Origin of the sequence: Methyloversatilis sp. NSM2, assembly GCF_038066675.1 — a bacterium.
Classification (GTDB): domain Bacteria; phylum Pseudomonadota; class Gammaproteobacteria; order Burkholderiales; family Rhodocyclaceae; genus Methyloversatilis; species Methyloversatilis discipulorum_A.
The window spans coordinates 721,798-748,134 of record NZ_JBBUKV010000001.1 but is presented as its reverse complement, the minus strand read 5'-3'; the positions used below and the strand labels follow the sequence as shown (position 1 = coordinate 748,134).

Sequence of the window (26,337 nt, the reverse complement as noted above, 5' to 3'; positions counted from 1 at the left end):
CGGCTCAGGCCGGCGGCGCCACCTTCATCACCTCTTCCATCGTCGTCACACCCTGCGCGATCTTCAGCGCACCGGACACACGCAGCGGGTACATGCCTTCGCGATAGGCCTGGTCGCGCAGCGCGCCGATGTCTGCACCAGCCGACACCAGCGACTTGATTTCCGGCGACATCAGCAGGATTTCGTAGATGCCGATGCGGCCCGAATAGCCGGTCATGCGGCAGTCCAGACAGCCGACAGCCTGCGTGAAACGCTCTGGCCGGGTGGCCTTCCACGGCGCCACCAGATCCTTCCATGCCTGTGGATCGGTGTCCTGCGGGGACGCCGGCTTGCGGCAGTGCGGGCACAGTGTGCGCACCAGCCGCTGCGCCATCACGCCGAGCACGGTCGCGTTCAGCAGATAGCTGGGCACACCCAGATCGAGCAGACGGGTGATGGCCGACGGCGCATCGTTCGTGTGCAGCGTGGACAGCACGAGGTGACCGGTCAGCGCCGCCTGGATCGCCATTTCGGCGGTTTCCAGATCGCGGATCTCGCCCACCATGATGATGTCCGGGTCCTGCCGCATCAATGAGCGGATGCCGGCCGAAAAGGTGACGCCGATGTCCGCCGACACCTGCACCTGGTTGAAGGCCGGCTCGATCATTTCGATCGGATCTTCCAGCGTGCACACGTTCACCTCGGGCGTAGCGAGGTTCTTCAGCGTCGAATACAGCGTGGTGGTCTTGCCGGAGCCGGTGGGGCCGGTCACCAGCACGATGCCGTTCGGCTGCGTGGTCATCTGCTTCCAGCGCCGCGCGTCCTCGTCGGAAAAACCGAGATCGCGGAAATCGCGCACCAGCACTTCCGGGTCGAACACCCGCATCACCAGCTTTTCGCCGAAGGCGGTGGGCAATGTGGACAGCCGCAGTTCGATCTCCTGGCCGTCGGGTGCGCGCGTCTTGATCCGGCCGTCCTGGGGACGGCGCTTTTCCACGACGTCCATGCGGCCCAGTATCTTGATGCGCGAGGTCATCGCACCCAGCACCGGCATCGGGATCTGGTAGACCTGATGCAGCACGCCGTCGATACGGAAGCGCACGACACCGAAATCGCGCCGCGGCTCGATGTGGATATCGCTGGCGCGTTGCTCGAAAGCGTATTGCCACAGCCAGTCGACGATGGTGACGATGTGCTGGTCGTTGGCATCGAGCGGCCGGTTGCTGCGCCCCAGTTCGACCAGCTGCTCGAAATTCGAGGCGCCCGCACCGCTGACGTCGCCCCGCTTGGCAGCGCCCTTGACCGACTTGGCCAGGCTGTAGAACTCGACCACGTAGCGGGCGATGTCGTCCGGGTTGGCGATGACGCGCCGGATCGGCCGGCGCAGTATCGGCGCCAGTTCCTTCTCCCACTCGGTCATGAAAGGCTCCGCCGTGGCGATCACCACCTCACGCGCCGACGCCTGCACCGGCAGGATGCGGAAGCGGTTGGCGTAGGCGCTCGACACCACCTCGGTCACCGCCGCGAAATCGACCTTCAGCGGATCGATGTGGTAGTAGTCGTGACCGCTCCAGCCGGCCATCCACTCGGTCAGCGCATCGAGATTGAGCACCCGGTGCGGCGGGTGCAGCGATTTCCACTTCTGGCCGGCCAGCACGACCAGCGGATGGTCACCGCCGCGCCAGTAGCGGCGGTCGTGCAGGAACACGCGCGCCACCGACTCGCCGAGCAGGCCGTCGGCCACCATGCCCTCCACCAGTTCCTGCAGCGTGACCTTGTGTTCCCGCGTGTCCTTGCCGGACGAAGCCTGTTTCATCAATGTCTCCGTGGATCGGGCCCGCATGCTCTGTGCCCGGCACACGCCGGGGGCGGACACCCCATCCTGTGCTCCCGACTATAGCCGAGCGGACGCTGCCGGACGGCGGGCCGGCCGCGGCGGATCGTGCACCGCATCACCCGGAAGCCCTCATCAGGCAAGGCAAGCGGCAGCCGCAGCCGGGGCCGTTCCAGCGAGGTGCTCGACACCCTGCACGGGCCATCCACGAACCCGGCGCAGGGTGCAATCAAATTTTCAAGCAAAACTGTTCCGCCTTGTCGTAACATGCACTTACAGGGTCAGACTCTGTCTGGATTCGTGCACCAGACAGCAGGAAAAAAAGGCAGGAAAACTGCCTCTCCAATTCGCCTCAAGAGGCGATTGTTTTCAGCATGCTTAAAGTCGGACATGCCGACGGAGGCTGAAATGGATCTGTTGACCCCGCGCCATGGAGCAGGACGGCACCTGCCGTATCGCTCCGGAAAGAGTATCGACGCTGCCGCGCCTGCCCGCGATGTATTTCGTATGGAGGCGTGCAATGCAGATCATTGATCGCACCCGTGCTCATCTGCACACGGTGCCGCTGCCCGGCATGGCCGCTAATGCGCCACGCCTGTTGTCCACTCCTATCCTGACTTCACGCTACGAGGCGGAAACGCGCGCCTTGTGGATGTATGCCCACCCGACCGGACGCCCCTGCTTCACGCCGGAGCTGCTGGCCGACGTCGTGGCGCAGCAGCAGGAGGTGGAACTGGCGCCGGGCACGGTGGATTTCTTCCTCAACTGCTCGGGCGTACCCGGCGTCTATAACCTGGGCGGCGATCTCGACCTGTTCCAGAAGCTGGTCGAGGCAGGCGACGAGGCCGGACTGATGCGCTACGCCGAAGCCTGCATCCGCGCCATCAACAACAACGTCGCCGGTCTGCATGCCGATGCGGTGTCGATGGCCGTGGTCCAGGGCGACGCGCTGGGTGGCGGTTTCGAGGCAGCGCTGTCCTGCCACGTGGTGATCGCCGAACGCGGCGCCAAGCTGGGCTTCCCGGAAATGATGTTCAACCTGTTCCCGGGCATGGGCGCCTACAGCCTGGTCGCACGCAAGGCGGGCCCGCGCGTGGCGGAAGACCTGATCCTGAACGCGAAGGTGCTGCCGGCCGAGAAGATGCACGAACTGGGTCTGGTCGACCACCTGGCCGAGCCGGGCCGCGGCGAATGGGTCGCGCGCGACGTGATGCGCTCGATGTCGTCCCAGCTCAAGGGGTTCCGCGCCTTCCAGCGCGCCAAGATGCACGCCTACGTGCGTCTGACCTACCAGGAACTGGAAGACGTGACCCGCGAATGGGTACGCGGCGCGATGAAGCTCGACCGCAAGGACCTGCGCACGATGGAACGCCTGGTCAAGGCGCAGAACCGCATGCACGCAGCGAATCACCCGGGCACCGGCAGCGTCAGCGCCTGAGTGTTCCGACCGCCGGCCGGTGCGATGCACGCACCGGCCGGATCACCTTACGCCTCAGTTCGCGTACTTCACCGAGCAGCCATACGGGCGCGTCTGCGCCTTGGCGACCGGTTTCCCCGCCAGTACCGCATCAATGGCCAGCCGCGCCAGCGGCTCGGCCTTCGGAATATCGTTCACGTCCGGCGAGGCGATGCTGTCGATGCCGCCCATATAGGCCAGCCGGCCGTCGGGCGCGATGACGTACATGTGCGGCGTTACCTGTGCAGCGTAGGCGCGACCGACCTTGCCGTCGTAATCCAGCAGGTAGTGGGTGGGCGCCGCCCCCTGCTCTTTCATCATGCGGTTCGCCGTCGGGCCGTCCACGTGGCCCTGGGTGCCGGGTGCCGAGCTCAGCACGGTCAGCCACACCGCCCCCTTCCCGGTGGCGTCCTTCTGCAGTGCCTGCATGCCGCCGCCGTACCATTTCTGCACGTAGGGGCAGCCGTGATTGGTCCATTCCATCACCACCGTCCTGCCGGCGAAATCGGACAGTTTTACCGTCCGACCATTGGAATCGACGGCGGTGAAGGCGGGCGCCGGCTCGCCGATACGCGGCGCGGCATGGACTGCGGCGGCAAACAGTGCGCTGGCCAGCAGGCCGGTGCGAAGCGTGGTTCTGATGGTCATCGACAGGCTCTCCTCATGAAGCGATGTGATCGAGCACGATCTGCGGCGTCAGTATCTGCGGCAGCACAATGCCCTCCCGGCCGGGTGCGTAATACACGTAGAGCGGTACACCGTCGCGACCGTGCGACTGCAGGAAACGGGTGATGTCCGGATCGGCGCGCGTCCAGTCGCCCTTCAGGTAGACGACGCCCCGGTCGGCGAAGGCGCGCTGCACGGCATCGGTCGACAGCGCCACCTTTTCGTTCATCAGACAGGTGACGCACCAGGCAGCTGTCATGTTTACGAACACCGGTCGGCCGGCGGCGCGCAGATCGGCCAGACGCTGCACCGAATAGGCGCCTTCGGCCGCCTGCGCGACGGCCGCCGCCGCCGGCTCCGGCGTGCGCCCGAGCGCCAGCAGGCCGGCCAGCAGCGCCAGTGCCGCCGCGCTGCGCCAGCCCCAGGCGCGCCCTGCACCGCGCTGCGCCACACCGAACAGCCAGGCCGCCAGCGCCACCAGCAGCAGCGCAGCCAGCGCGTGCAGCACGCCATCGGCCCCGCTCTGCTGGCTCAGCACCCAGACCAGCCAGGCCGCCGCGCCGTACATCGGGAAGGCCAGCGCCTGCTTCAGTCGCTCCATCCAGGCGCCCGGTCTGGGCATGTGCGCAGCCATCGCAGGAAAGAAGGCGAACAGCAGATAGGGCAGCGCCATGCCCAGTCCGAGCGCGACGAAGATGCCCACGGTCACCGGCGCCGGTGCGCCCAGCGCAGCCGCGATCGCCCCGCCCATGAAGGGTGCCGTGCAGGGTGTCGCAACCACCACCGCCAGCACGCCAGTGAAGAAGCTGCCCGCCAGTCCACCGCGCGAGGCCAGCGATTCGCCGGCGGACGTCAGCCGGGCACCGATGTCGAACACTCCGGACAGATTCAGCCCGATGCCGAACAGCAAGGTGGCCATGGCGGCGACGAACACCGGCGACTGGAACTGGAAACCCCACCCGGCCTGGCTGCCGGCGGCGCGCACGGCAAGCAGCAGTGCGGCCAGCAGCAGGAAGCTGGCGACCACGCCAGCGCAATAGGCGAGCGACTGCAGGCGCACGGCCGCGGCGCGGTCGCCGCCCATCCTCGCGAACGACAAGGCCTTGATCGCCAGCACCGGGAACACGCAGGGCATCAGGTTAAGCAGCAGGCCGCCGGCGAACGCGAACAGCAGCGGCCACAGCAACCCCTCGTCCGCAGGCGCAGCGACCGGACTCGCCGGTCCTGAAGGCGGCAGGGCATCGGCCGCCGCCAGACTGAGCACCGGCGTACGAACCGGCGACTCGCCCGGCGTCGCCACCCACAGCGCCCGTTCGACGCCGTCTGCACCGCGGACACGCAGCACGCCCTCGAGCGCCTTGGCCGGGTCGAAATCCGGACCGGGCGTCAACGCGATGCGCGCCGCATCGCCTGCCGTGTTCAGGGTCTGGGCCGCGCCGTGCACGACGCGCCCCCAGTCGGCCGGGAAGAAGTCGGCCGACTGCAGGCTGCCGGCGCCCGTCCCCTCCAGCGTCAGTACGCCCTGTGCATCGACCGTCGCGCGCCATTCGCTGCGCGTCGGCATCGCCGCGCGCGCCGCGTCGAACAGTGCTGCATCGCTTCCCGTTTGCGGGGGACCGACGGGCAATTCGAGTCTGAACACCCCTTCTTCCGGAATGCAGATGTCCTTGCACACCAGCCAGTTCGCCTTGACCGACAGCGCGGCTGCGCCAGCGAGGGCTGGCGGCAGCGTTACCGTGAAGGGCAGCAGCACCTCGCCCTGATGGACGAAGGTGGTGATGGGCCCATCTACGTGGCGTTCCGGTGCCGGCCAGCTCACTTCGCCGAGCGTCGAACCTGCCGGCGCGAACACCTCGATGCGCGGTGCTTGGCCGGCGTCGCCCGGATTCATCCAGTAGATGTGCCAGCCGGGCTGGAAGCGGAAGTGCAGACCGAGGTCGAGCGTCTGCCCGGGCGCCGCGACGTCGGTCGCCGACAGCAGCGCGACGGTTGCGCGCGGGCTGACCTGTGCTTCGCTGCGCGCGGCGTGCAGCGCCGGCGCGGCGCTGGTCAGCGCAAGTACAAAAAAGAGATGGCGAATGAAGGACATCGTGCGGGAGGTATGAATATCGTTCGAGCGCCGGGCGCCCGTTTGCTTGTCGCTCAGTCGACCACGATAGACGATGCCGGTTCGCGGCCATCGGCTGGCCGATGACCGCGGCGACAACGCAGGCGCACTCCGCCCGGCAATGGGGAACTGCGTCACGGAAGAACGGGAGTTACGGCACTAACGATGCTCATGAATCCGCGCCCGGCGATCGTTATGTCCCGGGATGCAGAGCGAAAACAAGAAGCGGCGCCCCACGGGTGCGTCAGCACACATCGCACATGAGGAGAGCCGAGCCATGGCCCAGTACAAGAACATCGAAGTCGATGCCGAGCTGGCGGGTGTCATCCGCCACATGGACAACGTCGAGGAGTACCGCGAACTGCTGCGCAACCTGCAGTCGGTCTGGGACAACCTCACCATGCTGGGCCAGCTGTCCGGGACCGGCACCGACATGAGCGGGACCCGGCACGCTTTCGCCGAACTGACCGGCACGCTGCTCAACCAGCTCGGCCACGAGGAATTGCGCACCTGCCGGCAGGAAATGTCGGCCAAGGCGCAGGTCGCGATCGATATCCTGGTGCGCAATCTGTTCGAGCGCACCGCCGACATCGGATTCCTCGCCTGCGACGCCGACATCCGGCAGTTCATCGGCAAGGTCCACGAATGCGCGGGCAATGTGCTGCTGGCCCGCGACCTGGCCGCCGCCCGGACGCAACTGCGCACGCGCTTCGCCGAATACGCGGCGAAGTACACCGTGTACTCGGACATCGTGCTGACCGACACCGAAGGCCACATCCTGCTGCGGCTGGACGACACGACGGCACCGGCACAGTCGCACGACGCGCTGATCGCCGACGCACTGGCGACCGACGCCGGCTACGTGGAAACCTTCCGCGCCGTCGACTTCCTTCCGGCACAGACACAGTCGCTGGTCTATTCCTGCCGCGTCTGCGACGACGCGGGCAAGGCGATCGGCGTGCTGAGCCTGGTGTTCCGCTTCGACGACGAAATGCAGCGCATCTTCGACGGCCTGCTGACGGCCGACGACTGGGCCGTCATTCTGGTCGTTGACGCCGACCACCGGGTGATCGCCAGTTCGGACCGCTTCCACGTTCCGCTCGGTGCCCGTCTGCCCTGCCCCGACGGTCCGGAGGTCCAGCGGCTTCGCTTTGCCGCACGCGAATACCTCGCCATTCGCTGCCCGAGCCGTGGCTATCAGGGCTACGCCGGCCCCGGCTGGTGCGGGCTGGTGATGCTGCCGGTCGAGCACGCCTTCGCTCGCGAAGCGGCCGCACCGCTGCGCGCGCTGGGCGACGAGGTACGCAGCGCCATCATGTCCAGCCCGACACTGTTCTCCGAACAGCTGCGGCGCATCCCGGAACAGGCGGACCGCATCCAGCGCACGCTGAACCGCTCGGTGTGGAACGGCAACGTCCGGCAAAGCAGTTCGCAGCGCGCACTGAACCCGGCCTTCTCGAAAATCCTGCTGTGGGAAATCAGCAATACCGGCGACCGCACCCGCGACGTGTTCGAGCGCTCGATCGCCAACCTGCACGAAACCGTGGTGTCGGCCATCCTGCACGACAGCCGCTTCGCAGCGTCGCTGGCCATCGACATCCTCGACCGCAATCTGTACGAGCGCGCCAACGACTGCCGCTGGTGGGCGCTCACCTCGGTGTTCCGCGAGGTGCTTGCAGCGCCGATCGACGACGCGGGCCGGCAGCGCGTCACCGAGGTGCTGCGCTACATCCACTCGCTCTACACCGTCTATGCCAACCTGCTGGTGTTCGACACGCAAGGCGTGGTCGTCGCTGAATCGGGTTCGACCGTCGGCGGCGCATCGTGGAGCGGGCGCGCGCCGGGCGAGGACTGGGTGCGCAGGACGCTGGCGCTGGACGACTCCCAGGCGTGGGCAGTGTCCGCCTTTGCGCCGAGCGCGCTGTACGGCAACGCACCCACCTATATATATGGTGCAGCGCTGCGCGCGCCGTCGGCCGGCGACGAGAAGGCACCGGTCATCGGCGGCGTCGCTGTCGTGTTCGACAGCGCGCCGCAACTGCTCGCCATGCTGCGCGACTGCCTGCCGCGCGGCGCCGACGGCGCAGTCCGCAACGGCTGCTTCGCGGCCTTCATCGACGCCGAGGCCCAGGTGATTGCCTGCACCGACGAGCGCTGGCGCCCCGGTCACCGCCCGCCGGAGGCAGTCGAAGCGCTGGCGCTGGCGGACGACGGCAGTGGCGTGCTGCGCATCGACGACCAGTACTTCGCGGTCGGCGTGGCGAACTCGCACGGCTACCGTGAGTACGGCAGCGGCGCGAACGCCGCCCGCACGCGCGTCACCGCACTGGTATTCATGCCCCTGTGCGCGGTCGCCGTGCAGTCCGCTACGGCGAGCTGCATGGCGCCAGCCATCCGCGGCGACGCGAGCAGCGACGACACGGTGGAAATCGCCACCTTCCGCGTCGGCCGGAACTGGTTCGGACTGCGCAGCGAGAAAGTCATCGAGGCGGTCGATGCGGCCGGTCTGACCGGCGTACCCGGTGCCGGCGAAACGATGGCCGGCTATCTGATGTACGACGGCGTGCCGATCGCCGTGTTCGATATCGCCAGCATGCTGCACGACGACGAAGCGGTCCCGTCGACATTCGACGACTCGACGCGGCAGGTACTCGTGCTTCGCCGCGACGACGACACCCGCATCGGCATACTGGCCGACGCGCTGGGCGACATTCCGGAAGTATCGACCGCCCGCCTGCGCCAGATACCGGCGATGCTGGCCGGCGGCAATGTGCTGGGCGAATCGGTGCTTGGCGGCAGCGGCGACGGCGACGAAGCGCTGCTGCTGGTGCTCGGCGTCGAGCGCATCGTCAATCGCCTCGCCGGTGGGAGCACGCCGCCGGCCGCAGCCATTCCGCTGCCGCGACGCGAAGCGGCGGCCGCTCGCTGAGACCGTGCCAGCTCAGGCGACGCCGAAAGCGCCGCTGCGCAGCTTGAACAGGCGGTCGCGTGCCTCGGCCGCCTTTTCGAATTCCAGGTTCTTCGCGTGCTCGACCATTTCCTTTTCGAGCTTCTTGATCTCCTTCGCCAGATCCTTCTCGCTCATCGCCTCGAAACGCGCGTGTTCCTCGGCCACCATCAGCTCGCGCGCGACCTCTTCCTGGTCGTAGACGCCGTCGATGATGTCCTTGATCCGCTTGACCACGCCCTTAGGCGTGATGCCATGCGCTTCGTTGTGCGCGATCTGCTTGGCGCGCCGCCGTTCGGTTTCCGCAATGGCGCGCTTCATCGAATCGGTCATGTTGTCGGCGTACAGGATGGCGGTGCCGTGCAGATGTCGCGCCGCCCTGCCTATGGTCTGGATCAGGCTGCGCTCCGAACGCAGGAAGCCCTCCTTGTCGGCGTCGAGGATGGCGACCAGCGACACTTCGGGAATGTCCAGACCTTCGCGCAGCAGGTTGATGCCCACCAGCACGTCGAATTCGCCGAGCCGCAGGTCGCGGATGATTTCCACGCGCTCGACGGTGTCGATGTCGGAGTGCAGGTAGCGCACGCGCACGCCGTTCTCGCTGAAGTAGTCGGTCAGGTCCTCGGCCAGCCGCTTGGTGAGCACGGTGACCAGCACCCGCTCGGACGCCTCGACCCGCTTGCGGATCTCGCCGAGCAGGTCGTCCACCTGGGTGGACGCCGGGCGGATATCGACCACCGGGTCCACCAGGCCGGTCGGCCGTACCACCTGCTCCACCACCTGGCCCTGGTTGGCGGCCTCGTAGGCGGACGGCGTGGCCGACACGAACACTGTCTGCGGCATCAGCTTCTCGAACTCGTCGAACTTGAGCGGCCGGTTGTCCAGCGCCGACGGCAGGCGGAAGCCGAAATCGACCAGATTGGTCTTGCGCGCCATGTCGCCCTTGTACATGCCGCCGATCTGCGGAATGGTCACGTGCGACTCGTCGATGAACATCAGCGCGTCCGGCGGCAGGTAGTCGATCAGCGTCGGTGGCGGCTCGCCCGGCTGGCGGCCTGACAGGTGGCGCGAGTAGTTCTCGATGCCCTTGCAGAAGCCCAGTTCGTTCAGCATTTCGAGATCGAAACGGGTGCGCTGTTCGATGCGTTGCGCCTCGACCAGCTTGTGCTGGCTGACGAGTTCCTTCGAACGCATTTCCAGCTCGGTCTTGATCGCATCGATCGCGCGCAGCACGGTGGCGCGCGGCGTCACGTAGTGGCTGGACGGATAGACGGTGAAGCGGCCGATGCGGCTGCGCACCTGGCCGGTCAGCGGATCGAACAGCGACAGTTCCTCGATCTGGTCGTCGAACAGCGACACGCGCAGCGCGTTTTCCGCGTGTTCGGCCGGAAAGATGTCGATCACGTCGCCGCGCACGCGGAAGGTGCCGCGCTTGAAGTCGGTGTCGTTGCGCTGGTACTGCATCTGCACCAGCCGGGCGATGATGTCTCGCTGGTGCAGCGTGCCGCCTTCGCGCAGGTGCAGGATCATCGCGTGGTAATCCACCGGGTCGCCGATGCCGTAGATCGACGACACGCTGGCGACGATGACCACGTCGCGCCGCTCCATCAGGCTCTTGGTCGCCGACAGCCGCATCTGTTCGATGTGCTCGTTGATGGCGCTGTCCTTCTCGATGAACAGGTCCTTCGACGGCACGTAGGCTTCAGGCTGGTAGTAGTCGTAGTAACTGACGAAGTACTCGACCGCGTTTTCCGGGAAGAACTCGCGGAATTCGGAATACAGCTGGGCGGCCAGCGTCTTGTTCGGCGCCATCACGATGGCCGGGCGACCGGTGCGCGCGATCACGTTGGCCATCGTGAAGGTCTTGCCCGAACCGGTCACGCCCAGCAGGGTCTGGAACATGAGTCCGTCGTCGATGCCCTCGACCAGTTTGGCGATGGCGCCCGGCTGATCGCCGGCCGGCGGGAAGGGCTGGTGCAGCCGGTAAGGGCTGTTGTCAAAGGTTAACAAGGCGGGTGCGGCGACAGTTTCCGACATGGTAGAATTTTGCGTTGCACAAATCGTTTGCAGCCTGATGACCGCGCGACTTCGGCGGCGTTCGGGCAAAGGCAGACATTAGCGCGATTGTTGTCCGTTTTTCGACCTATCTTTAATAGCACGACGCACCGCCCGTACCGGGCAAACCAACCCTGCACACCGGAGCACGCATGAACCCGTCCGTATTCTCGTCCGTCGAGATGGCCCCGCGCGACCCCATCCTGGGCCTGACCGAAGCCTTCAACGCTGATACCCGCACCACCAAGGTGAACCTGGGCGTGGGCGTGTACTACGACGACGCGGGCAAGCTGCCGCTGCTGCGCGCGGTGCGCACGGCCGAAGAGGCGCGCATGAAGAATGCGCCGCCGCGCGGTTACCAGCCGATCGAGGGTGCGCCGGCCTACAACAAGGCGGTGCAGGACCTGCTGTTCGGTCAGGGCGCCGCCCTGACCGCCGACGGCCGCGTGGTCACCGCCCAGGCCCTGGGCGGCACCGGCGCACTGAAGATCGGCGCCGACTTCCTGAAGCGTCTGCTGCCGCAGGCCCGGGTGTACATCAGCGACCCGAGCTGGGAAAACCACCGCGCGCTGTTCGAAGCCGCCGGCTTCGAAGTCGATGTCTATCCGTACTTCGACGCCGACACCCGCGGCGTGCGCTTCGACGCGATGATTGCCCACCTGAAGGCGCTGCCGGCCAACCAGATCGTGCTGCTGCACGCCTGCTGCCACAACCCGACCGGCGCCGATCTGACCGACGCCCAGTGGGGCGAAGTGGTCGAGGTGTGCAAGTCGCGCAACCTGGTGCCCTTCCTCGACATGGCCTACCAGGGCTTCGCCGACGGCATCGACCAGGACGCCGTGGCAGTGCGCCAGTTCGTGCAGTCCGGCCTGAGCTTCGTCATTTCCAGCTCGTTCTCGAAGTCCTTCTCGCTGTACGGCGAGCGCGTCGGCGCGCTGTCCATCGTGACCGCGTCGAAGGATGAGTCGGCGCGCGTGCTGAGCCAGCTCAAGCGCACCATCCGCACCAATTACTCGAACCCGCCGACCCACGGCGGCGCCATCGTCGCTTCGGTGCTGGCGACGCCGGAACTGCGCACGATGTGGGAACAGGAACTGGGCGAAATGCGTGAGCGCATCCGCGCCATGCGCACCGGTCTGGTCGACAAGCTGGCCGCCCGTGGCGTTGCACGCGACTTCTCCTTCGTCGTGCGCCAGCGCGGCATGTTCAGCTACACCGGCCTGACCGTGGCCCAGGTCGACCGCCTGCGCGACGAATTCGGCATCTATGCGGTCAGCACCGGCCGCATCTGCCTGGCCGCGCTGAACTCGAAGAACATCGATTACGTGGCCGACTCGCTGGCAATCACCCTGAAGTAATCGAAGCACTGCTTCAGAAAAAAGCCCACTCCGCGGAGTGGGCTTTTTGTTGGCCAGGAGGCACGGCAACGCGTCGTTGCGGCACCCCGCGGCCGATGTCGCGAGCACCGCTCTCCAGCACGGCGGCGCCGAGCGGGAGCAGGTCCGTCAGACCACGCCCTGCCCCAGCATGGCCTCGGCCACCTTGACGAAGCCGGCGACATTGGCGCCGTCGAGGTAGCTGACGCGGCCGTCCTTGTGCTTGCCGTACTGCAGGCAGGCGCCGTGGATGCCCTGCATGATGTGCAGCAGACGGGTATCGACCTCGTCGCGCGTCCAGCTCATGCGGATCGCGTTCTGGCTCATTTCCAGACCCGAGGTCGCGACGCCGCCTGCATTCGATGCCTTGCCCGGCGCGTACAGCACGCCCGCCGCCTCGAATGCCTTGGCCGCTTCGATGGTCGAAGGCATGTTGGCGCCCTCGGTCACGCAGCGGACGCCGTTGGCGATCAGCGTGCGCGCATCGCTCTCGTCCAGTTCGTTCTGCGTCGCGCAAGGCAGCGCGACATCGACCGGCACCCGCCACGGCCGCATGTTCGCCTCGAAAGCAGCGCCCACCTTCTTCGCGTAGTCGCTGACGCGGCCGTACTGCACGTTCTTCACGTCCATCAGGATGGCCAGCTTCTCCGGCGTGAAGCCGTCCTCGTCGATCACCGTACCGCCGGAGTCGGACACCGTCACCACCTTGGCGCCGAGCGCCATCGCCTTTTCCACGGCGTACTGCGCCACATTGCCCGAGCCGGACACGGCGACGCGCAGGCCGGCCATCGAATGGCCGGCGTGGCACAGCATTTCCTCGGCGAAGTAGACAGTGCCGTAGCCGGTCGCTTCCGGGCGGATCAGCGAACCGCCGAAGCTCAGGCCCTTGCCGGTGAACACGCAGTCCGCACGATTGGACAGCTTCTTCATCATGCCCGCCATGTAGCCGACCTCACGACCGCCGACACCGATGTCGCCGGCCGGCACGTCGGTATCCGAGCCGATATGGCGGAACAGTTCGGACACGAAAGCCTGGCAGAAACGCATGATTTCGCCCTGGCTGCGCCCCTTCGGGTCGAAGTCCGAGCCGCCCTTGCCGCCGCCCATGGGCAGCGTGGTGAGCGCGTTCTTGAAGGTCTGCTCGAAAGCCAGGAACTTCAGGATGGACAGGTTCACCGACGGGTGGAAGCGGATGCCGCCCTTGTAGGGGCCAATTGCCGAGCTGTGCTGGATGCGGTAGCCGCGATTCACCTGCACCTCGCCCTTGTCATCGACCCAGCTGACCCGGAACATGATCACCCGCTCGGGTTCGACCAGTCGCTCGAGCAGGGCCTGTTCGGCGTAACGCGGATGCGCCTCGATGAAGGGCCACAGGCTCTCCATCACTTCGGTGACCGCCTGCATGAATTCCGGTTGCCCCGGATTGCGCGCCTCGACGACGCTCACGAACGACTTGAAATTGCTGTACTTCAACGCTGTCTCCTGAATCACGCACTAAGGCTGTTTGCACCACAGCAGGGCATTTTGATCGAATTTGTTTCAGCAAGCACACTTTTAGTGCCTGAAAACAGGCTGCGCCCCAGCTCAGTGCAACCAAAGACCGACCAGTGAGCAGTGCCGGGAGCACGGCCTGGTGCGGCACTCCGGATTACGCTCAATCGCCGTGCATCGACCGTCATCAGACCGACACATTCTGGTGCGCTCCTTGCTAAACGCACCGCGATTGTGATTTCCGGAGCCCTCATGGACAGTTTCAAGACCTCGGCCGACGTGTTGTTCATCCTGCTTGGCGCCATCATGGTGCTGGCGATGCACGCCGGCTTTGCCTTCCTCGAAGTCGGTACGGTGCGACGCAAGAACCAGGTGAACGCCCTGGTGAAGATTCTGGTCGATTTCTGCGTATCGACGCTGGTGTATTTCTTCATCGGCTACGGCATTTCCTACGGCGTGCATTTCTTCGGCAGTGCAGCCTCGCTCACCCAGTCGAGTGGCTACGACCTGGTGAAGTTCTTCTTCCTGCTCACCTTCGCGGCGGCAATCCCGGCCATCGTGTCCGGCGGCATCGCCGAGCGCGCGCGCTTCTGGCCGCAGGTGATGGCGACCGCGCTGATCGTCGGCCTGCTCTATCCGCTGTTCGAAGGCATGGTGTGGAACGGCAACTTCGGCTTCCAGAGCTGGCTCGAAGCGCAGTTCGGCGCTCCATTCCATGATTTCGCCGGCTCGGTGGTGGTGCACGCGTTCGGCGGCTGGGTCGCGCTCGCCGCCGTGCTGCTGCTCGGCGCGCGCCGCGGCCGCTACTCGCGCGACGGCGGCATCGCCGCGCACCCGCCGTCGAGCATTCCCTTCCTCGCGCTGGGCGCCTGGATACTGACCGTCGGATGGTTCGGCTTCAACGTGATGAGCGCACAGAAGCTGGAAGCGGTGAACGGCCTGGTCGCGGTCAATTCGCTGATGGCCATGGTCGGCGGCACGCTGGTGGCACTGGTCGCCGGCCGCAACGACCCGGGCTTCGTGCACAACGGCCCGCTGGCAGGGCTGGTCGCGGTCTGCGCCGGCTCGGACCTGATGCACCCGCTCGGTGCGCTGGCCACCGGTGCGGTCGCCGGCGGCCTGTTCGTACTGATGTTCACGCTGACGCAGAACCGCTGGAAGATAGACGACGTGCTCGGCGTATGGCCGCTGCACGGCCTGTGCGGCGCCTGGGGCGGCATCGCAGCGGGCATCTTCGGGCTGGAAGCGCTCGGCGGTCTCGGCTCGGTCACCTTCATGACGCAGCTGGTCGGCACCGTAGCCGGCGTCGTCATTGCACTGGCGGGTGGCTTCGCCATCTACGGCATCCTCCGCGTCTTCGTCGGCCTGCGGCTCGATGCGGAACAGGAATTCGAAGGCGCCGACCTCGCCATCCATCGCATCAGCGCCTCGCCGGAACGCGAAACGCTGTGGTGAACACCCGGTAGGACGGCGCTGGCGCGTGGTCGGTCCATGCCGACAGCGCAAGCGGCCGGCAGCAAGGCAGAATCGCGGGCAGTCCACACTGGAGTCCCCCGCCATGATCCGCCCGCGTCGCGCCGCGCCCTACCATCGTTCCACCCTGCTGTTCGCGCTGCTCGGTGCGCTGTTCGCCGCGCCCGTGCAGGCGGACCTGCTGCTCGCCACGCGGCAGACCGTGATCGACCCCGGTCTGCCGCTCACACTGACGGTCGTGTCGACCGCCGGCGAAGCGCTGCCCGACGAACTGAAGGCACGCATCATCGTCGGCGCCCGCGCCGCCGACGTGACGCTGCGCGCCGCCACGCCGGCACAGGGCGGGAGACGCGACTACTCGGCGGTATTCCCGACCGATCTCGATGGCACCGGCCGTCTGGAACTGACGTCGGCTGCATCCAGCGTGCTGCTGGTGCAGCTCAGACCGGCGCCGCTGGCCGCCGGCGCAGTGGCGATCACGACGCCGGGCGCCGCCCGTCCCACTACGACCGACGACCAGGACGCCGAGCCAGCGGGCGTGGTCAACCTGGGCCGCAATCGTATCGGTCTGGGGACGCACGAGCCGGTCTACTTCGTCGCCGGCTCGCGCGGCGACACCACGGCGCGCTTCCAGCTGTCGTTCAAGTACCGAATCTTCGACCCGGAAGGCTGGGCGACCGAACTGCCGCTGGGCGAACTGCTGACCGGCCTGCACTTCGGCTACACGCAGACTTCGACCTGGGACTGGAGCGGCGACTCCAAACCCTTCCGCGACACCACCTACAAGCCCAGCTTCTTCTACGAGTTCGGGCCATACCGGCAGATCGGCTCGCGTCACACTGTGAGCGCCCAGGCGGGTTACGAACACCAGTCGAACGGCCGCGACGGCATCGAATCGCGCTCGATCGACACGCTGTTCGTGAAACCGTCCTGGCGCTGGGACATCGACCACAACACCCACGTCGGTGCGTCGGTGAAGCTGTTCGACTACACCGACCGCGACCCGACCAACCGCGACATATCGAAGTACCGCGGCTACGCGCTGGTCGGCCTGGAAGTGGGCAACGACGACGGCTGGCTGCTGAAGGCGGAAAGCTATCCGGGCGACCAGGGCTCGCTGCAGCTCGACCTGTCCTACCGGCTGAAGCGCCGCCTGCTGGCGGACGCCGGCGCTGGCGGCTTCCTGCACTTCCAGTACTTCAATGGCTACGGCGAAAGCCTGATCGACTACAACCGCAGCGGCCCGGCGCAGTTCCGCGTCGGCTTTTCCATCGTGCGCTGAAAAAGCAGCATCGCGACTCGCGTCGCGACGCTGCCTTACGCGTGCGCCGGTCCCTCGGCGCCGCGGAACTGCGGTTCGGCCAGCAGGTGCACGCTGAAGCAGGTGCCCTCGCCCGGCGTGCTGGTGACCGTAATGGTGCCGCCGTAGCGCTCGATCAGACCGAGCGACACCGACAGCCCGAGGCCTGTGCCTTCCGAACGCTTGGTGGTGAAGAAGGGATCGAATACGCGACCGATATGTTCGGGCGCGATGCCGTGGCCGGTGTCGCGCACGTCTATCCGTGCACCTGCCGGCTCTTCGCTGTCGCGCGTCGCCAGCGTCAGCGTGCCGCCGTCGGGCATCGCATGCAGCGCGTTCACGACGAGGTTCACCAGCACCTGCTGCAGCTCGTCGCGATTGATGCGCACGCGTGTCGTCGCTTCGGTATCGAACACGATGTCGACGCCGGACTTGCGCGCCTGGTGCTGCACCAGCGGCAGCGTGTCGTGCAGCAGCGTCGCGGTGTCCAGCTCGTCCACATAGCCGGCGAACTCGCCCGGCCGCGCGTACTGCAGCAGCTTGGTCACGATGACGCGGATGCGGTTGATCTGTTCGTCGAGCAGCCGGACTTCGGTCTTCACCGTATTGCCGGCCGGGCCGAGCAAGGCGCGCATCAGGTCGAGATTGCCCTGCATCACGGCGATCGGATTGTTGATCTCGTGCGCCACACCGGCGGTGAGCTGGCCGATGGCAGCCAGCTTTTCCGAGCGCACCAGCTGGCGCTGTGCCTCGCGCAGTTCGGCGGTGCGTTCGACTACCTTCTGGTCCAGCTCGGCGTTGAGCTGTTTCAGTTCGGCCTCACGGGCAGCCACGGTATCGAGCAGGGTATCGAGGTGACTGGCCAGACGGGCGATTTCCTCACCGCCCTCGACCGCACCGGTGCGCGCCGTCGCATCGCCCTTCTCGACGGCGCCGATGGTCGCGTCCATCCGCTCGATCGGCCGGAAGATGCTGCGCGCGCCGCGCAGCGACAGCACGACGCCGGTCGCCATGATGAGCGCGAACAGGCCGATCAGCGCCGCCAGGATGTTCTGCTTCACCTCGCGGAAGGGCGCTTCGAGAAAGCCGACGTAGAGCATGCCGATGCGCCGGTCGTCGCCATCGACCACCGGTTCGTAGCCCGACACATACCAGTCGTTCACGACGAAGGCGCGGTCCAGCCAGCGTTCGCCGTTGTCGAGCACGCGGTGGCGCACCGCCGCCGACACACGCGTACCGAGCGCGCGGTCGCCGCCGAACATCCGCACATTGGTCGCGATGCGCACGTCGTCGAGAAAGAGCGTGGCGGTGCCGCGCGAGCCCAGCGGCAAGGCGCCGTCGTTGTAGACGAGGTCGTTGATGGTGTCGACGAAATCGAGGTTGCGGTTCAGCAGCTGACCGCCTTCGAGCACGCCGATCTGTTCGCCCTGCGCGTCGAGTATCGGTACGGCGATATGGATCACCATGCCGCGGTCCTCCTCGCTGCGCGGGTCGGGCCGCGCATTGGTGGTCGGCACGATGGCGAGTCGGGCGCGTTCGAGCAGCGGCGGGCTGATCGCTTCGAGCCGGGCGGCGTCGAACACCGACAGCACAACCCGTGCCTCGCCTTCGAGCGCGCCGCGCACCACCGGCCAGTCGGCGCGCGCCTCACCCGGTTTCGCGCCGTTGGACGCTGCACGCACCCGCCCCTGACGATCGAGCACATAGAGATAGTCGAAGTGCTGCGAGCCGGCCTGTGCCGCCAGCAGCGTGCCAAGTCTGGCCGGGTTGTCGAGCACGCTGCGCAGCCTGCCCGACGCGGCCAGCCCGGCGATCGCCTGCTTCTGGCCGTCGAGCACGCGGTCGAAGTACTGGCGTGCGATGGTCAGTTCGGCATTCACCTTGTAGATGAGCAACTGGTCGTAGGCCGAATTGCCCCAGTGCACGACCAGCCCGATCAGCAGCGGCAGCATCAGCAGCGGCGGCGCCAGCACCAGCACGACCAGCCGGGTGCGCACCGAACCGCGGCGCAGTGAATGAATGAATCGCATCCGCCGATGCTACTTCAGGCCTCGGGTTTGCGCTGCCGCCCGCTACACTCGCGCCTTTCGTCCTTCCGCCCTCCCCGTCCATGCATGTCGACGTGATCGTGATCGGCGCCGGCGCGGCCGGCCTGATGTGTGCCGCCACCGCCGGCAGCCGCGGCCGCAGCGTGCTGCTGATCGACCACTATCCGAAGCTGGCCGAGAAGATCCGCATTTCCGGCGGCGGCCGCTGCAATTTCACCAACCGCGATCTGCGGCCGGACTGTTTCCTGTCGCAGAACCCGCATTTCTGCCGCTCGGCGCTGTCGCGCTACACGCCGCGCGATTTCGTCGCGCTGGTCGAGCGGCACGGCGTCAGCTATCACGAGAAGACGCTGGGCCAGCTGTTCTGCGACGACAGTTCGCAGCAGATCATCGACCTGCTGAAGGACGAGTGCGACGCCGGCGGCGTGCGCTGGCAACAGCCTTCAGCGGTAGCGGGCGTCACGCGCGAAGGTGATCTGTTCCGCGTCGATACCGACCAGGGGGCGCGCTTCGCCGCCTCGCTGGTGATCGCCACCGGTGGGCTCACGGTGCCCAAGATCGGCGCCACCCCCTTCGGTTACAGGGTGGCCGAGCAGTTCGGCCTCAACGTGGTCCCGCCCAAGCCGGCACTGGTGCCGCTGGCGCTGGACCCGGAGTGGCTGGCGCGCTTCGACGAACTGTCCGGCGCCTCCTTCGATTCGATCGCCTCCTGCGACGGCCCGGAATTCCGCGAACAGACCCTGCTCACCCACCGCGGCCTGTCCGGGCCGGCCATCCTTCAGGCGTCGAGCTACTGGCAGCAGGCGGGCGGCCGCGAACCGGTGCGCATCGACCTGCTGCCGGACGTGGACGACGCGGAAGGCTGGCTGCAATCGGCACGTGCCGGCCGGCAGACGCTGGCGGGGCTGCTGGCGGAACACCTGCCGAAGCGCTTCGCCCAGCAATGGGTGGATTTCGAAGGCGGCGGCCGATGGAACAGCGCACTGATCGAACTGCCGCGCGCAACGCTTGCCGACATCGCTGCGAAGCTCAAGAGCTGGGCGCTGCATCCGTCGGGTACGCTGGGCTACAACAAGGCCGAGGTGACGCTGGGCGGTGTCGACACGCGCGAGCTCGACCAGAAGACGATGACCGCCCGGCGCGTACCCGGCCTGCACTTCGTCGGCGAGGTGGTCGACGTGACCGGCTGGCTGGGTGGCTACAACTTCCAGTGGGCCTGGTCGTCGGGCTGGTGCGCCGGTCAGGCCGCCTGAGCGCGCCCTCTGCGCTTCATCGGGCGAACGGGAAGAACACCGGCACCAGCAGCAGCACGGTCGCGCCATAGGCGAGCGTGATCGGCAGGCCCATGCGGACGAAATCCAGCATGCGGTAGCGCCCGGGCGAATACACCATCAGATGGGTCTGGTAGCCGAAGGGGATCAGGAAGCCGGCGCTGGCGCCATACAGCACCGCCATCACGAAGGGCATCGGGTCGGCGTCGAAGGCACGCGCGGTCGACAGCGCGATCGGAAAGGCCAGCGCGGCAGCGGCGTTATTGGTCACCAGCTCGGTCAGGATCACCGTCAGCAGATAGATGCCGATGAAGGCGCCGACCACGCCGTGGCCGTCGTACAGCGCGCGCAGCGCGCCGGTCATCAGTTCCGCGGCGCCGCTGTTCTCCAGCACCTGGGCGATGGCCAGCGACGAGCCTATGGTCAGCACCAGGTCGAACGGGAAACGGCGCCGCATTTCGCCCAAGGTCAGCAGGCCGCTGACGACCAGACCGGCGAGCAGCAGCAGCAGACCGGTGAACAGCGGCATTATTTCCAGGCCGGACAATGCGATCACCGCGGCGAAGGCGCCCAGCGTGAGCCGGCTCTGCAGCGGCGTCAGGCGCGGCCGCACCGTGCCGCCGACCAGATGGAAGTTGCGGTCGATGTTGCGGTGATTGGCGAAATCGGGGCCGACCGCCAGCAGCAGGCTGTCGCCGACGTGCAGCGGCACGCGTCCGAGCTGGCCGGTCAGGCGCTTGTCGCCGCGCCGTATGCCGACCACGCCAGCGTCAAACATGGTGCGGAAATCGACTTCCCGCAGCGTCTTGTTCGCCAGTTCGGACTGGCTGGACACGACCACTTCGAGCAGGTTGGAGCGCAGCAGCGAATCCGCCTCGACGCCGAACACCTGCAGGCCGTCAAAGCGCTGCAGCGCGGCCATCTTGTCCACTTCGCCGGTGAAGATGAGCACGTCGCCGGATTCGATCACCTCGGTCGGTGCGACCGGGGAGATGAGCCTGCCCTCGCGCATGATTTCGAGCAGGAACAGGCCTTCGAGATTGCGCAAGCGGTTCTGTTCGATGCTACGGCCGATCAGCGACGACGCCGGCTCGACCCGCGCCTCGAGGAAATAGGCCTGCTGCAGTTCGCGGTCGTTCGCCGCATGCCGGGGCAGCAGACGCACGCTCAGCGCCAGCACCGCCACGCAGACCAGCGCCACCGGCACGCCGACCCCGCTCGGGTCGAACATGCCCAGCGGTTTCATGCCGGCATTCACCATCAGCGAACTGACCACCAGATTGGTCGAGGTACCGACCAGCGTGGTGATGCCGCCGACGATGGCGGCGAAGGACAGCGGTATCAGCAGCAGCGAGGCCGGTTGATGGCGCTGCTTGGTCACCACGCCGAGCAGCGCGCCCACCACCGCGGTGTTGTTCAGAAAGGCGGAAAACAGCGTGGTGACCGAGGTGAAACGCACCACCGCCCAGCCGGGCGAGCCGCGCAGCAGCCGGTCCGACACGCGCTCCAGTATCGGCGAGCGCTCGATCACCAGCGACACCAGCAGCAGCATCACCAGCATGGCCAGCGCCGGATTGGTGTAGCTGGCCAGCCAGGCTTTCTGGTCGAGCAGACCGGCCAGGTAGTAACAGGTGGCCAGTCCGGCGAACAGCGGTGCAGGCGCGATGCGGCCATGCACCAGCAGCGCCAGCAGCAGGCCGATGGAGGCGAGAACCAGCCAGGCGGTCATGAGCGAAGACTCAGGCGCCCAGTCCCCAGGCCGCGAAGTGCGGGTTGGCGAAATCGGGTTTGCCGTAGCTGAACGGCGAGCCGTCGACCTGTTCGATGCGGCCGCCAGCGGCAACCAGCACCGCGTGACCGGCGGCAATGTCCCATTCCATCGTGCGACCGAGGCGCGGATAGACGTCGGCTTCGCCGGCTGCCACCAGACAGATCTTCAGCGATGAGCCGGCGTTGCGCAGGTCGGCCACTTTGCGCCCCGCGAGGTAGGCGTCGAGCGCCGCCGCATCGCCGTGCGAACGGCTGGCCACCACGGTGAGCCCTTCACCTGGCGGCACGCGGCAGCGGATTTCGCGCGCGCCGTCGGCGTCCTCCAGCCAGGCGCCGACACCGGCGATGCCGGAGAACAGGCGGCCCAGCGCCGGCGCCAACACGACACCGAGCACCGGCTGGCCGTTCTCGATCAGGGCGACGTTGACCGTGAACTCACCGTTGCGGTTGATAAACTCTTTCGTGCCATCCAGTGGATCAACCAGCCAGAACGGTGCGCCGGCCGCCGGGCGCTGACCGGCTTCGGTGGACTCTTCGGACACGATGAAAATGTCCGGCGTCAGCGCCTTCAGTCGGGCAACGATCACCTCGTCAGCCTTCTTGTCGGCTTGCGTTACAGGCGAATTGTCCGACTTATCAGTGACTTCGAAATCCGTCGCATAGACATCCATCACGCACTTGCCCGCATCCCGGACGATGTCCAGCAGTGCTGCGTGCAAGGTCTTCAGTTCGGCGACGTCCTTCATGTGTTCTCCTGACAAGCCACGGTTCCGCCGGTTTAACGGCCACTAAATAATTAATGCACATTATCTGCGCACTGAATGCTTGTACTCTACATGACGGATGACAACCCTGTCCGTGAAGAATGGACGCTAGAAATCTGCCTGCCGAAGAGTTGAACGAACGCCGCCGCGAAGCCGTCAGGCTGCGCCTGGCCGGCATGACCGTGGCCGCGGTGTCGGCTGCGGTGCGCCTGAGCGCGCCCACGGTCATCGCTGCCCACAAGGCCTATCTGGCTGGCGGGTGGGATGCGGTGCTGCTGCGCCGTCGCGGCCGCAGTGCCGGCAGCGGCCGCAAGCTCGACGCCTCGGTCGAGCGCAGGCTGCTGGCCGCCATGGTCGGACACACCCCGGATGCGCTCGGCCTGCCGCAGCGTTTGTGGAGCGACGAGGCGATTGCGGCGTGGTTCGTGCAACAGGGTCTGCCGGTGCCGCCGCGGCGCAGCCTGGGTCGCTACCGCGCCGGCTGGGGCCTGCAGCCCGCGCTGTCCGACGACGACCACAGTCAGCTGCACACGCTGATGAAATCGGTCGCGCGCGACCACGACCCCTTCTGGTGCGGCGCCCTGCCCGGCACCGCCACCGAGCACCTTCATTGGCTCCTGTTCGCGCGCGGCAGCCGCGGCCAGCTGCACTGGTCGGCATGCCCGAACCCGCCCGATACCGACGACTGGACGCGCTTCTGGCAGCGTCTCGCCGCCGAACGGAAGCGGCCGGTGCATCTGTTGCTGAGCGGCCTGACGCTGACGCCGGGCGGTGAACTGGACCGCTGGATGTCGGCGCAGACGCCGCCGCTAAGCTGGACCGCGCTGCCGATGTCGCCGACCGTGACGCGCGCCGCAGCCCCCTCTTCGAATCCGCCGCCCGCCGTGACGCGCTCGAACGCGCACATCACGGCGGCACCTCATCATTCCGCGATCAAACCGAGAGCGCCCATGCAGACCACACCCGAAGCGATCGATCCCGACACCCTGACCCACCTGCAGCGGCTGGAAGCCGAGAGCATCCACATCATGCGCGAGGTGGTGGCCGAAGCCGAAAACCCGGTCATGCTCTACTCGATCGGCAAGGACAGCGCGGTCATGCTGCACCTGGCGATGAAGGCCTTCTACCCGGCCGTGCCGCCCTTTCCGCTGCTGCATGTGGACACCACCTGGAAGTTCAAGGCGATGTACCAGTTCCGCGACGAAATGGCGAAGAAGCTGGGCATGGACCTCATCGTGCACATCAACCAGGAGGGTGTGGCCAAGGGCATCAACCCGTTCACACACGGCTCGGCCATCCACACCGACATCATGAAGACCGAGGCGCTGAAACAGGCGCTGGACAAGTACGGTTTCGACGTCGCCTTCGGCGGCGCCCGCCGCGACGAGGAAAAGTCGCGCGCCAAGGAGCGCGTGTTCTCGTTCCGCACCGCGCAGCACCGCTGGGACCCGAAGAACCAGCGGCCGGAGCTGTGGAACCTCTATAACGCGCGCAAACACAAGGGCGAATCGATCCGCGCCTTCCCGATCTCGAACTGGACCGAGCTCGACATCTGGCAGTACATCTACCTGCAGAACATTCCCATCGTGCCGCTCTACTTCTCGGCGCCGCGCCCGGTGGTCGAGCGCGACGGCACCCTCATCATGGTGGACGACGAGCGCATGCCACTGCGCGCCGGCGAAGTGCCGCAGATGAGGAGCGTCCGCTTCCGCACGCTGGGCTGCTATCCGCTGACCGGTGCGGTCGAGTCAACCGCTGCCACGCTGACCGACATCATCCAGGAAATGCTGCTCACGAAGACTTCGGAGCGCCAGGGCCGCGTGATCGACCATGACTCGGCCGGTTCGATGGAAAAGAAGAAGCAGGAAGGGTATTTCTGATGGCACACGTTTCCGACCTCATTTCGCAGGACATCGAGGCCTATCTGCGCCAGCACGAGCACAAGAGCCTGCTGCGCTTCATCACCTGCGGCAGCGTCGATGACGGCAAGAGCACGCTGATCGGCCGCCTGCTTTACGAATCGAAAATGCTGTTCGAGGACCAGCTGGCCGCGCTCGAAGCGGACTCGAAGAAGGTGGGCACCCAGGGCGGCGACCTCGATTTCGCGCTGCTGGTCGATGGCCTGGCCGCCGAGCGCGAACAGGGCATCACCATTGACGTCGCCTACCGCTTCTTCTCGACCGACCGGCGCAAGTTCATCGTCGCCGACACGCCGGGCCACGAGCAGTACACGCGCAACATGGTCACCGGTGCCTCGACCGCCGACCTGGCCATCATCCTGGTCGATGCGCGTCACGGCGTGCAGACGCAAACCCGCCGCCACAGCTTCCTGGTGTCGCTGATCGGCATCAAGCGCGTCGTCGTCGCCATCAACAAGATGGACCTGGTCGGCTATTCCGAGGCCACCTTCCGCCGCATCCTCGACGACTACCGCGCCTTCGCCGCCCAGCTGGGCCTGGAGGACATCGTCGCGATACCGATGTCCGCGCTGAAGGGCGACAACATCACGTCACAGAGCGAACAGATGGGCTGGTACCACGGCCCGACGCTGATGGGCTATCTGGAAACCGTCGAGGTCGACCAGAAGCGCCGGCTGAAGGGCCCCTTCCGCCTGCCGGTGCAGTGGGTGAACCGCCCCAATCTCGATTTCCGCGGCTTCGCCGGCACCATCGCCAGCGGCGTGATCGAGCCGGGCGCAGCCATCCGCGTGCAGCCTTCGGGCCGCACCAGCACGATCAAGCGCATCGTCACCGCCGACGGCGACCTGCCGCGTGCCATTGCCGGCCAGTCGGTCACGCTGGTGCTGGAGGACGAGGTCGACATTTCCCGCGGCGACGTCATTTCGCACAAGGACACGCCGGCCGAAGTGGCCGACCAGTTCGAGGCCACGCTGGTGTGGATGCAGGACGAGCCGATGATGCCCGGCCGCGCCTACCTGATGAAGATCGGTACGCGCACGGTCACTGCCACGGTCACCGACATCAAGCACAAGGTGAACGTGAACACGCTGGAGCATCTGGCGGCCAAGCAGCTCGCGCTGAACGAAATCGCGGTGGTGAAGCTCGGCATCGACCGGCCTGTCGCCTTCGATCCCTACGAATCGGTACGCGAAACCGGTGGCTTCATCCTGATCGACCGCATCAGCAACGCGACCATAGGCGCCGGCATGCTGCGCTTCGCGCTGCGCCGCTCGCACAACATCCACATGCAGCACGTCGATGTGGACAAGGCGACCCGTGGCGCGATGAAGGGCCAGAAACCCTGCGTGCTGTGGTTCACCGGTCTGTCCGGCGCCGGCAAATCGACGCTGGCCAACCAGCTCGAAAAGCGCCTGAACGCGCTCGGCCGGCACACCTATCTGCTCGACGGCGACAACGTGCGGCACGGCCTGAACAAGGATCTGGGTTTCACCGAAGCGGACCGCGTCGAGAACATCCGTCGCGTCGCCGAGGTGGCCAAGCTGATGGTGGACGCCGGCCTCATCGTGCTGACCGCCTTCATTTCGCCCTTCCGCTCCGAACGCCGCATGGCGCGCGGTCTGCTGGAGGACGGCGAATTCATCGAAATCTTCGTCGACACGCCGATCGCCGTGGCCGAGGAGCGCGACCCGAAGGGGCTGTACAAGAAGGCGCGGCGCGGCGAGATCAAGAACTTCACCGGTATCGACTCGCCCTACGAAGCGCCGGAGAACGCGGAAATCCGCATCGACACCAGCGGCCGCGACATCGAACAGACGGTCGATGAAATGATGCAGCGCCTGCGCGATCTGGGCATCCTGATCGACGCGTGACGAGCGCGGT

The 26,337-nt window shown here is 66.6% G+C and carries 16 protein-coding genes; 8 read left to right on the top strand and 8 right to left on the bottom strand.

Going from position 1 to position 26,337, the window contains the following annotated elements:
* Positions 1-4: 4 nt before the first annotated feature.
* On the bottom strand, positions 5-1,795 hold the full coding sequence (locus WJU27_RS03370; protein WP_020164981.1) for a GspE/PulE family protein: 1,791 nt from the start codon (positions 1,793-1,795) through the stop codon (positions 5-7).
* 538 nt (positions 1,796-2,333) lie between these two features.
* Here WJU27_RS03370 and WJU27_RS03365 point away from each other — a divergent pair.
* Positions 2,334-3,251, top strand: coding sequence for a crotonase/enoyl-CoA hydratase family protein (locus WJU27_RS03365; protein ID WP_020164982.1), 918 nt, complete (start codon positions 2,334-2,336; stop codon positions 3,249-3,251).
* 54 nt (positions 3,252-3,305) lie between these two features.
* On the opposite strand, the gene WJU27_RS03360 is transcribed toward WJU27_RS03365, so the two are convergent.
* Both WJU27_RS03360 and WJU27_RS03355 read right to left on the bottom strand, forming a co-directional pair.
* On the bottom strand, positions 3,306-3,917 hold the full coding sequence (locus WJU27_RS03360; RefSeq protein ID WP_341421122.1) for a thioredoxin family protein: 612 nt from the start codon (positions 3,915-3,917) through the stop codon (positions 3,306-3,308).
* Between the two features lie 13 nt (positions 3,918-3,930).
* The gene (locus WJU27_RS03355; RefSeq protein WP_341421121.1) at positions 3,931-6,024 is read right to left on the bottom strand and encodes a protein-disulfide reductase DsbD family protein; all 2,094 of its coding nucleotides are present in this window, start codon (positions 6,022-6,024) and stop codon (positions 3,931-3,933) included.
* A gap of 295 nt (positions 6,025-6,319) precedes the next feature.
* Here WJU27_RS03355 and WJU27_RS03350 point away from each other — a divergent pair, with 295 nt between their 5' ends.
* The gene (locus WJU27_RS03350) at positions 6,320-8,971 is read left to right on the top strand and encodes a chemotaxis protein CheW (protein WP_341421120.1); all 2,652 of its coding nucleotides are present in this window, start codon (positions 6,320-6,322) and stop codon (positions 8,969-8,971) included.
* Positions 8,972-8,983: 12 nt separating this feature from the next.
* On the opposite strand, the gene uvrB is transcribed toward WJU27_RS03350, so the two are convergent.
* Positions 8,984-11,026, bottom strand: a complete 2,043-nt coding sequence (gene uvrB / locus WJU27_RS03345) for an excinuclease ABC subunit UvrB (protein ID WP_341421119.1) — start codon at positions 11,024-11,026, stop codon at positions 8,984-8,986.
* 170 nt (positions 11,027-11,196) lie between these two features.
* Here uvrB and WJU27_RS03340 point away from each other — a divergent pair, with 170 nt between their 5' ends.
* Positions 11,197-12,402 carry an amino acid aminotransferase gene (locus WJU27_RS03340; RefSeq protein WP_020164987.1) on the top strand — a complete coding sequence of 402 codons (1,206 nt, stop codon included), beginning with the start codon at positions 11,197-11,199 and terminating at the stop codon, positions 12,400-12,402.
* Between the two features lie 147 nt (positions 12,403-12,549).
* Here WJU27_RS03340 and gdhA read toward each other — a convergent pair whose 3' ends face one another.
* Complete coding sequence (gene gdhA, locus WJU27_RS03335) at positions 12,550-13,893, bottom strand: NADP-specific glutamate dehydrogenase (RefSeq protein WP_341421118.1); 1,344 nt, start codon at positions 13,891-13,893, stop codon at positions 12,550-12,552.
* A gap of 270 nt (positions 13,894-14,163) precedes the next feature.
* Between gdhA and WJU27_RS03330 the strand changes: the two genes are divergently transcribed.
* Positions 14,164-15,366, top strand: a complete 1,203-nt coding sequence (locus tag WJU27_RS03330) for an ammonium transporter (RefSeq protein ID WP_020164989.1) — start codon at positions 14,164-14,166, stop codon at positions 15,364-15,366.
* Between the two features lie 103 nt (positions 15,367-15,469).
* On the top strand, positions 15,470-16,666 hold the full coding sequence (locus tag WJU27_RS03325) for a phospholipase A (protein WP_341421117.1): 1,197 nt from the start codon (positions 15,470-15,472) through the stop codon (positions 16,664-16,666).
* A gap of 35 nt (positions 16,667-16,701) precedes the next feature.
* On the opposite strand, the gene WJU27_RS03320 is transcribed toward WJU27_RS03325, so the two are convergent.
* On the bottom strand, positions 16,702-18,714 hold the full coding sequence (locus tag WJU27_RS03320) for a cache domain-containing protein (protein ID WP_341421116.1): 2,013 nt from the start codon (positions 18,712-18,714) through the stop codon (positions 16,702-16,704).
* An 80-nt stretch (positions 18,715-18,794) separates the two neighbouring features.
* Here WJU27_RS03320 and WJU27_RS03315 point away from each other — a divergent pair, with 80 nt between their 5' ends.
* Complete coding sequence (locus WJU27_RS03315; RefSeq protein WP_341421115.1) at positions 18,795-19,985, top strand: NAD(P)/FAD-dependent oxidoreductase; 1,191 nt, start codon at positions 18,795-18,797, stop codon at positions 19,983-19,985.
* 16 nt (positions 19,986-20,001) lie between these two features.
* On the opposite strand, the gene WJU27_RS03310 is transcribed toward WJU27_RS03315, so the two are convergent.
* On the bottom strand, positions 20,002-21,732 hold the full coding sequence (locus WJU27_RS03310; RefSeq protein WP_341421114.1) for an SLC13 family permease: 1,731 nt from the start codon (positions 21,730-21,732) through the stop codon (positions 20,002-20,004).
* Between the two features lie 10 nt (positions 21,733-21,742).
* The gene (gene cysQ / locus WJU27_RS03305) at positions 21,743-22,519 is read right to left on the bottom strand and encodes a 3'(2'),5'-bisphosphate nucleotidase CysQ (protein ID WP_020164994.1); all 777 of its coding nucleotides are present in this window, start codon (positions 22,517-22,519) and stop codon (positions 21,743-21,745) included.
* A gap of 968 nt (positions 22,520-23,487) precedes the next feature.
* Between cysQ and cysD the strand changes: the two genes are divergently transcribed.
* Together cysD and cysN are read left to right on the top strand one after the other, a co-directional pair.
* Positions 23,488-24,417, top strand: coding sequence for a sulfate adenylyltransferase subunit CysD (cysD, locus tag WJU27_RS03295; protein WP_341421622.1), 930 nt, complete (start codon positions 23,488-23,490; stop codon positions 24,415-24,417).
* Positions 24,417-26,327, top strand: coding sequence for a sulfate adenylyltransferase subunit CysN (gene cysN, locus WJU27_RS03290; protein ID WP_341421113.1), 1,911 nt, complete (start codon positions 24,417-24,419; stop codon positions 26,325-26,327). The genes cysD and cysN overlap by 1 nt, the downstream gene beginning before the upstream one ends.
* The last annotated feature ends 10 nt before the right edge of the window (positions 26,328-26,337 follow it).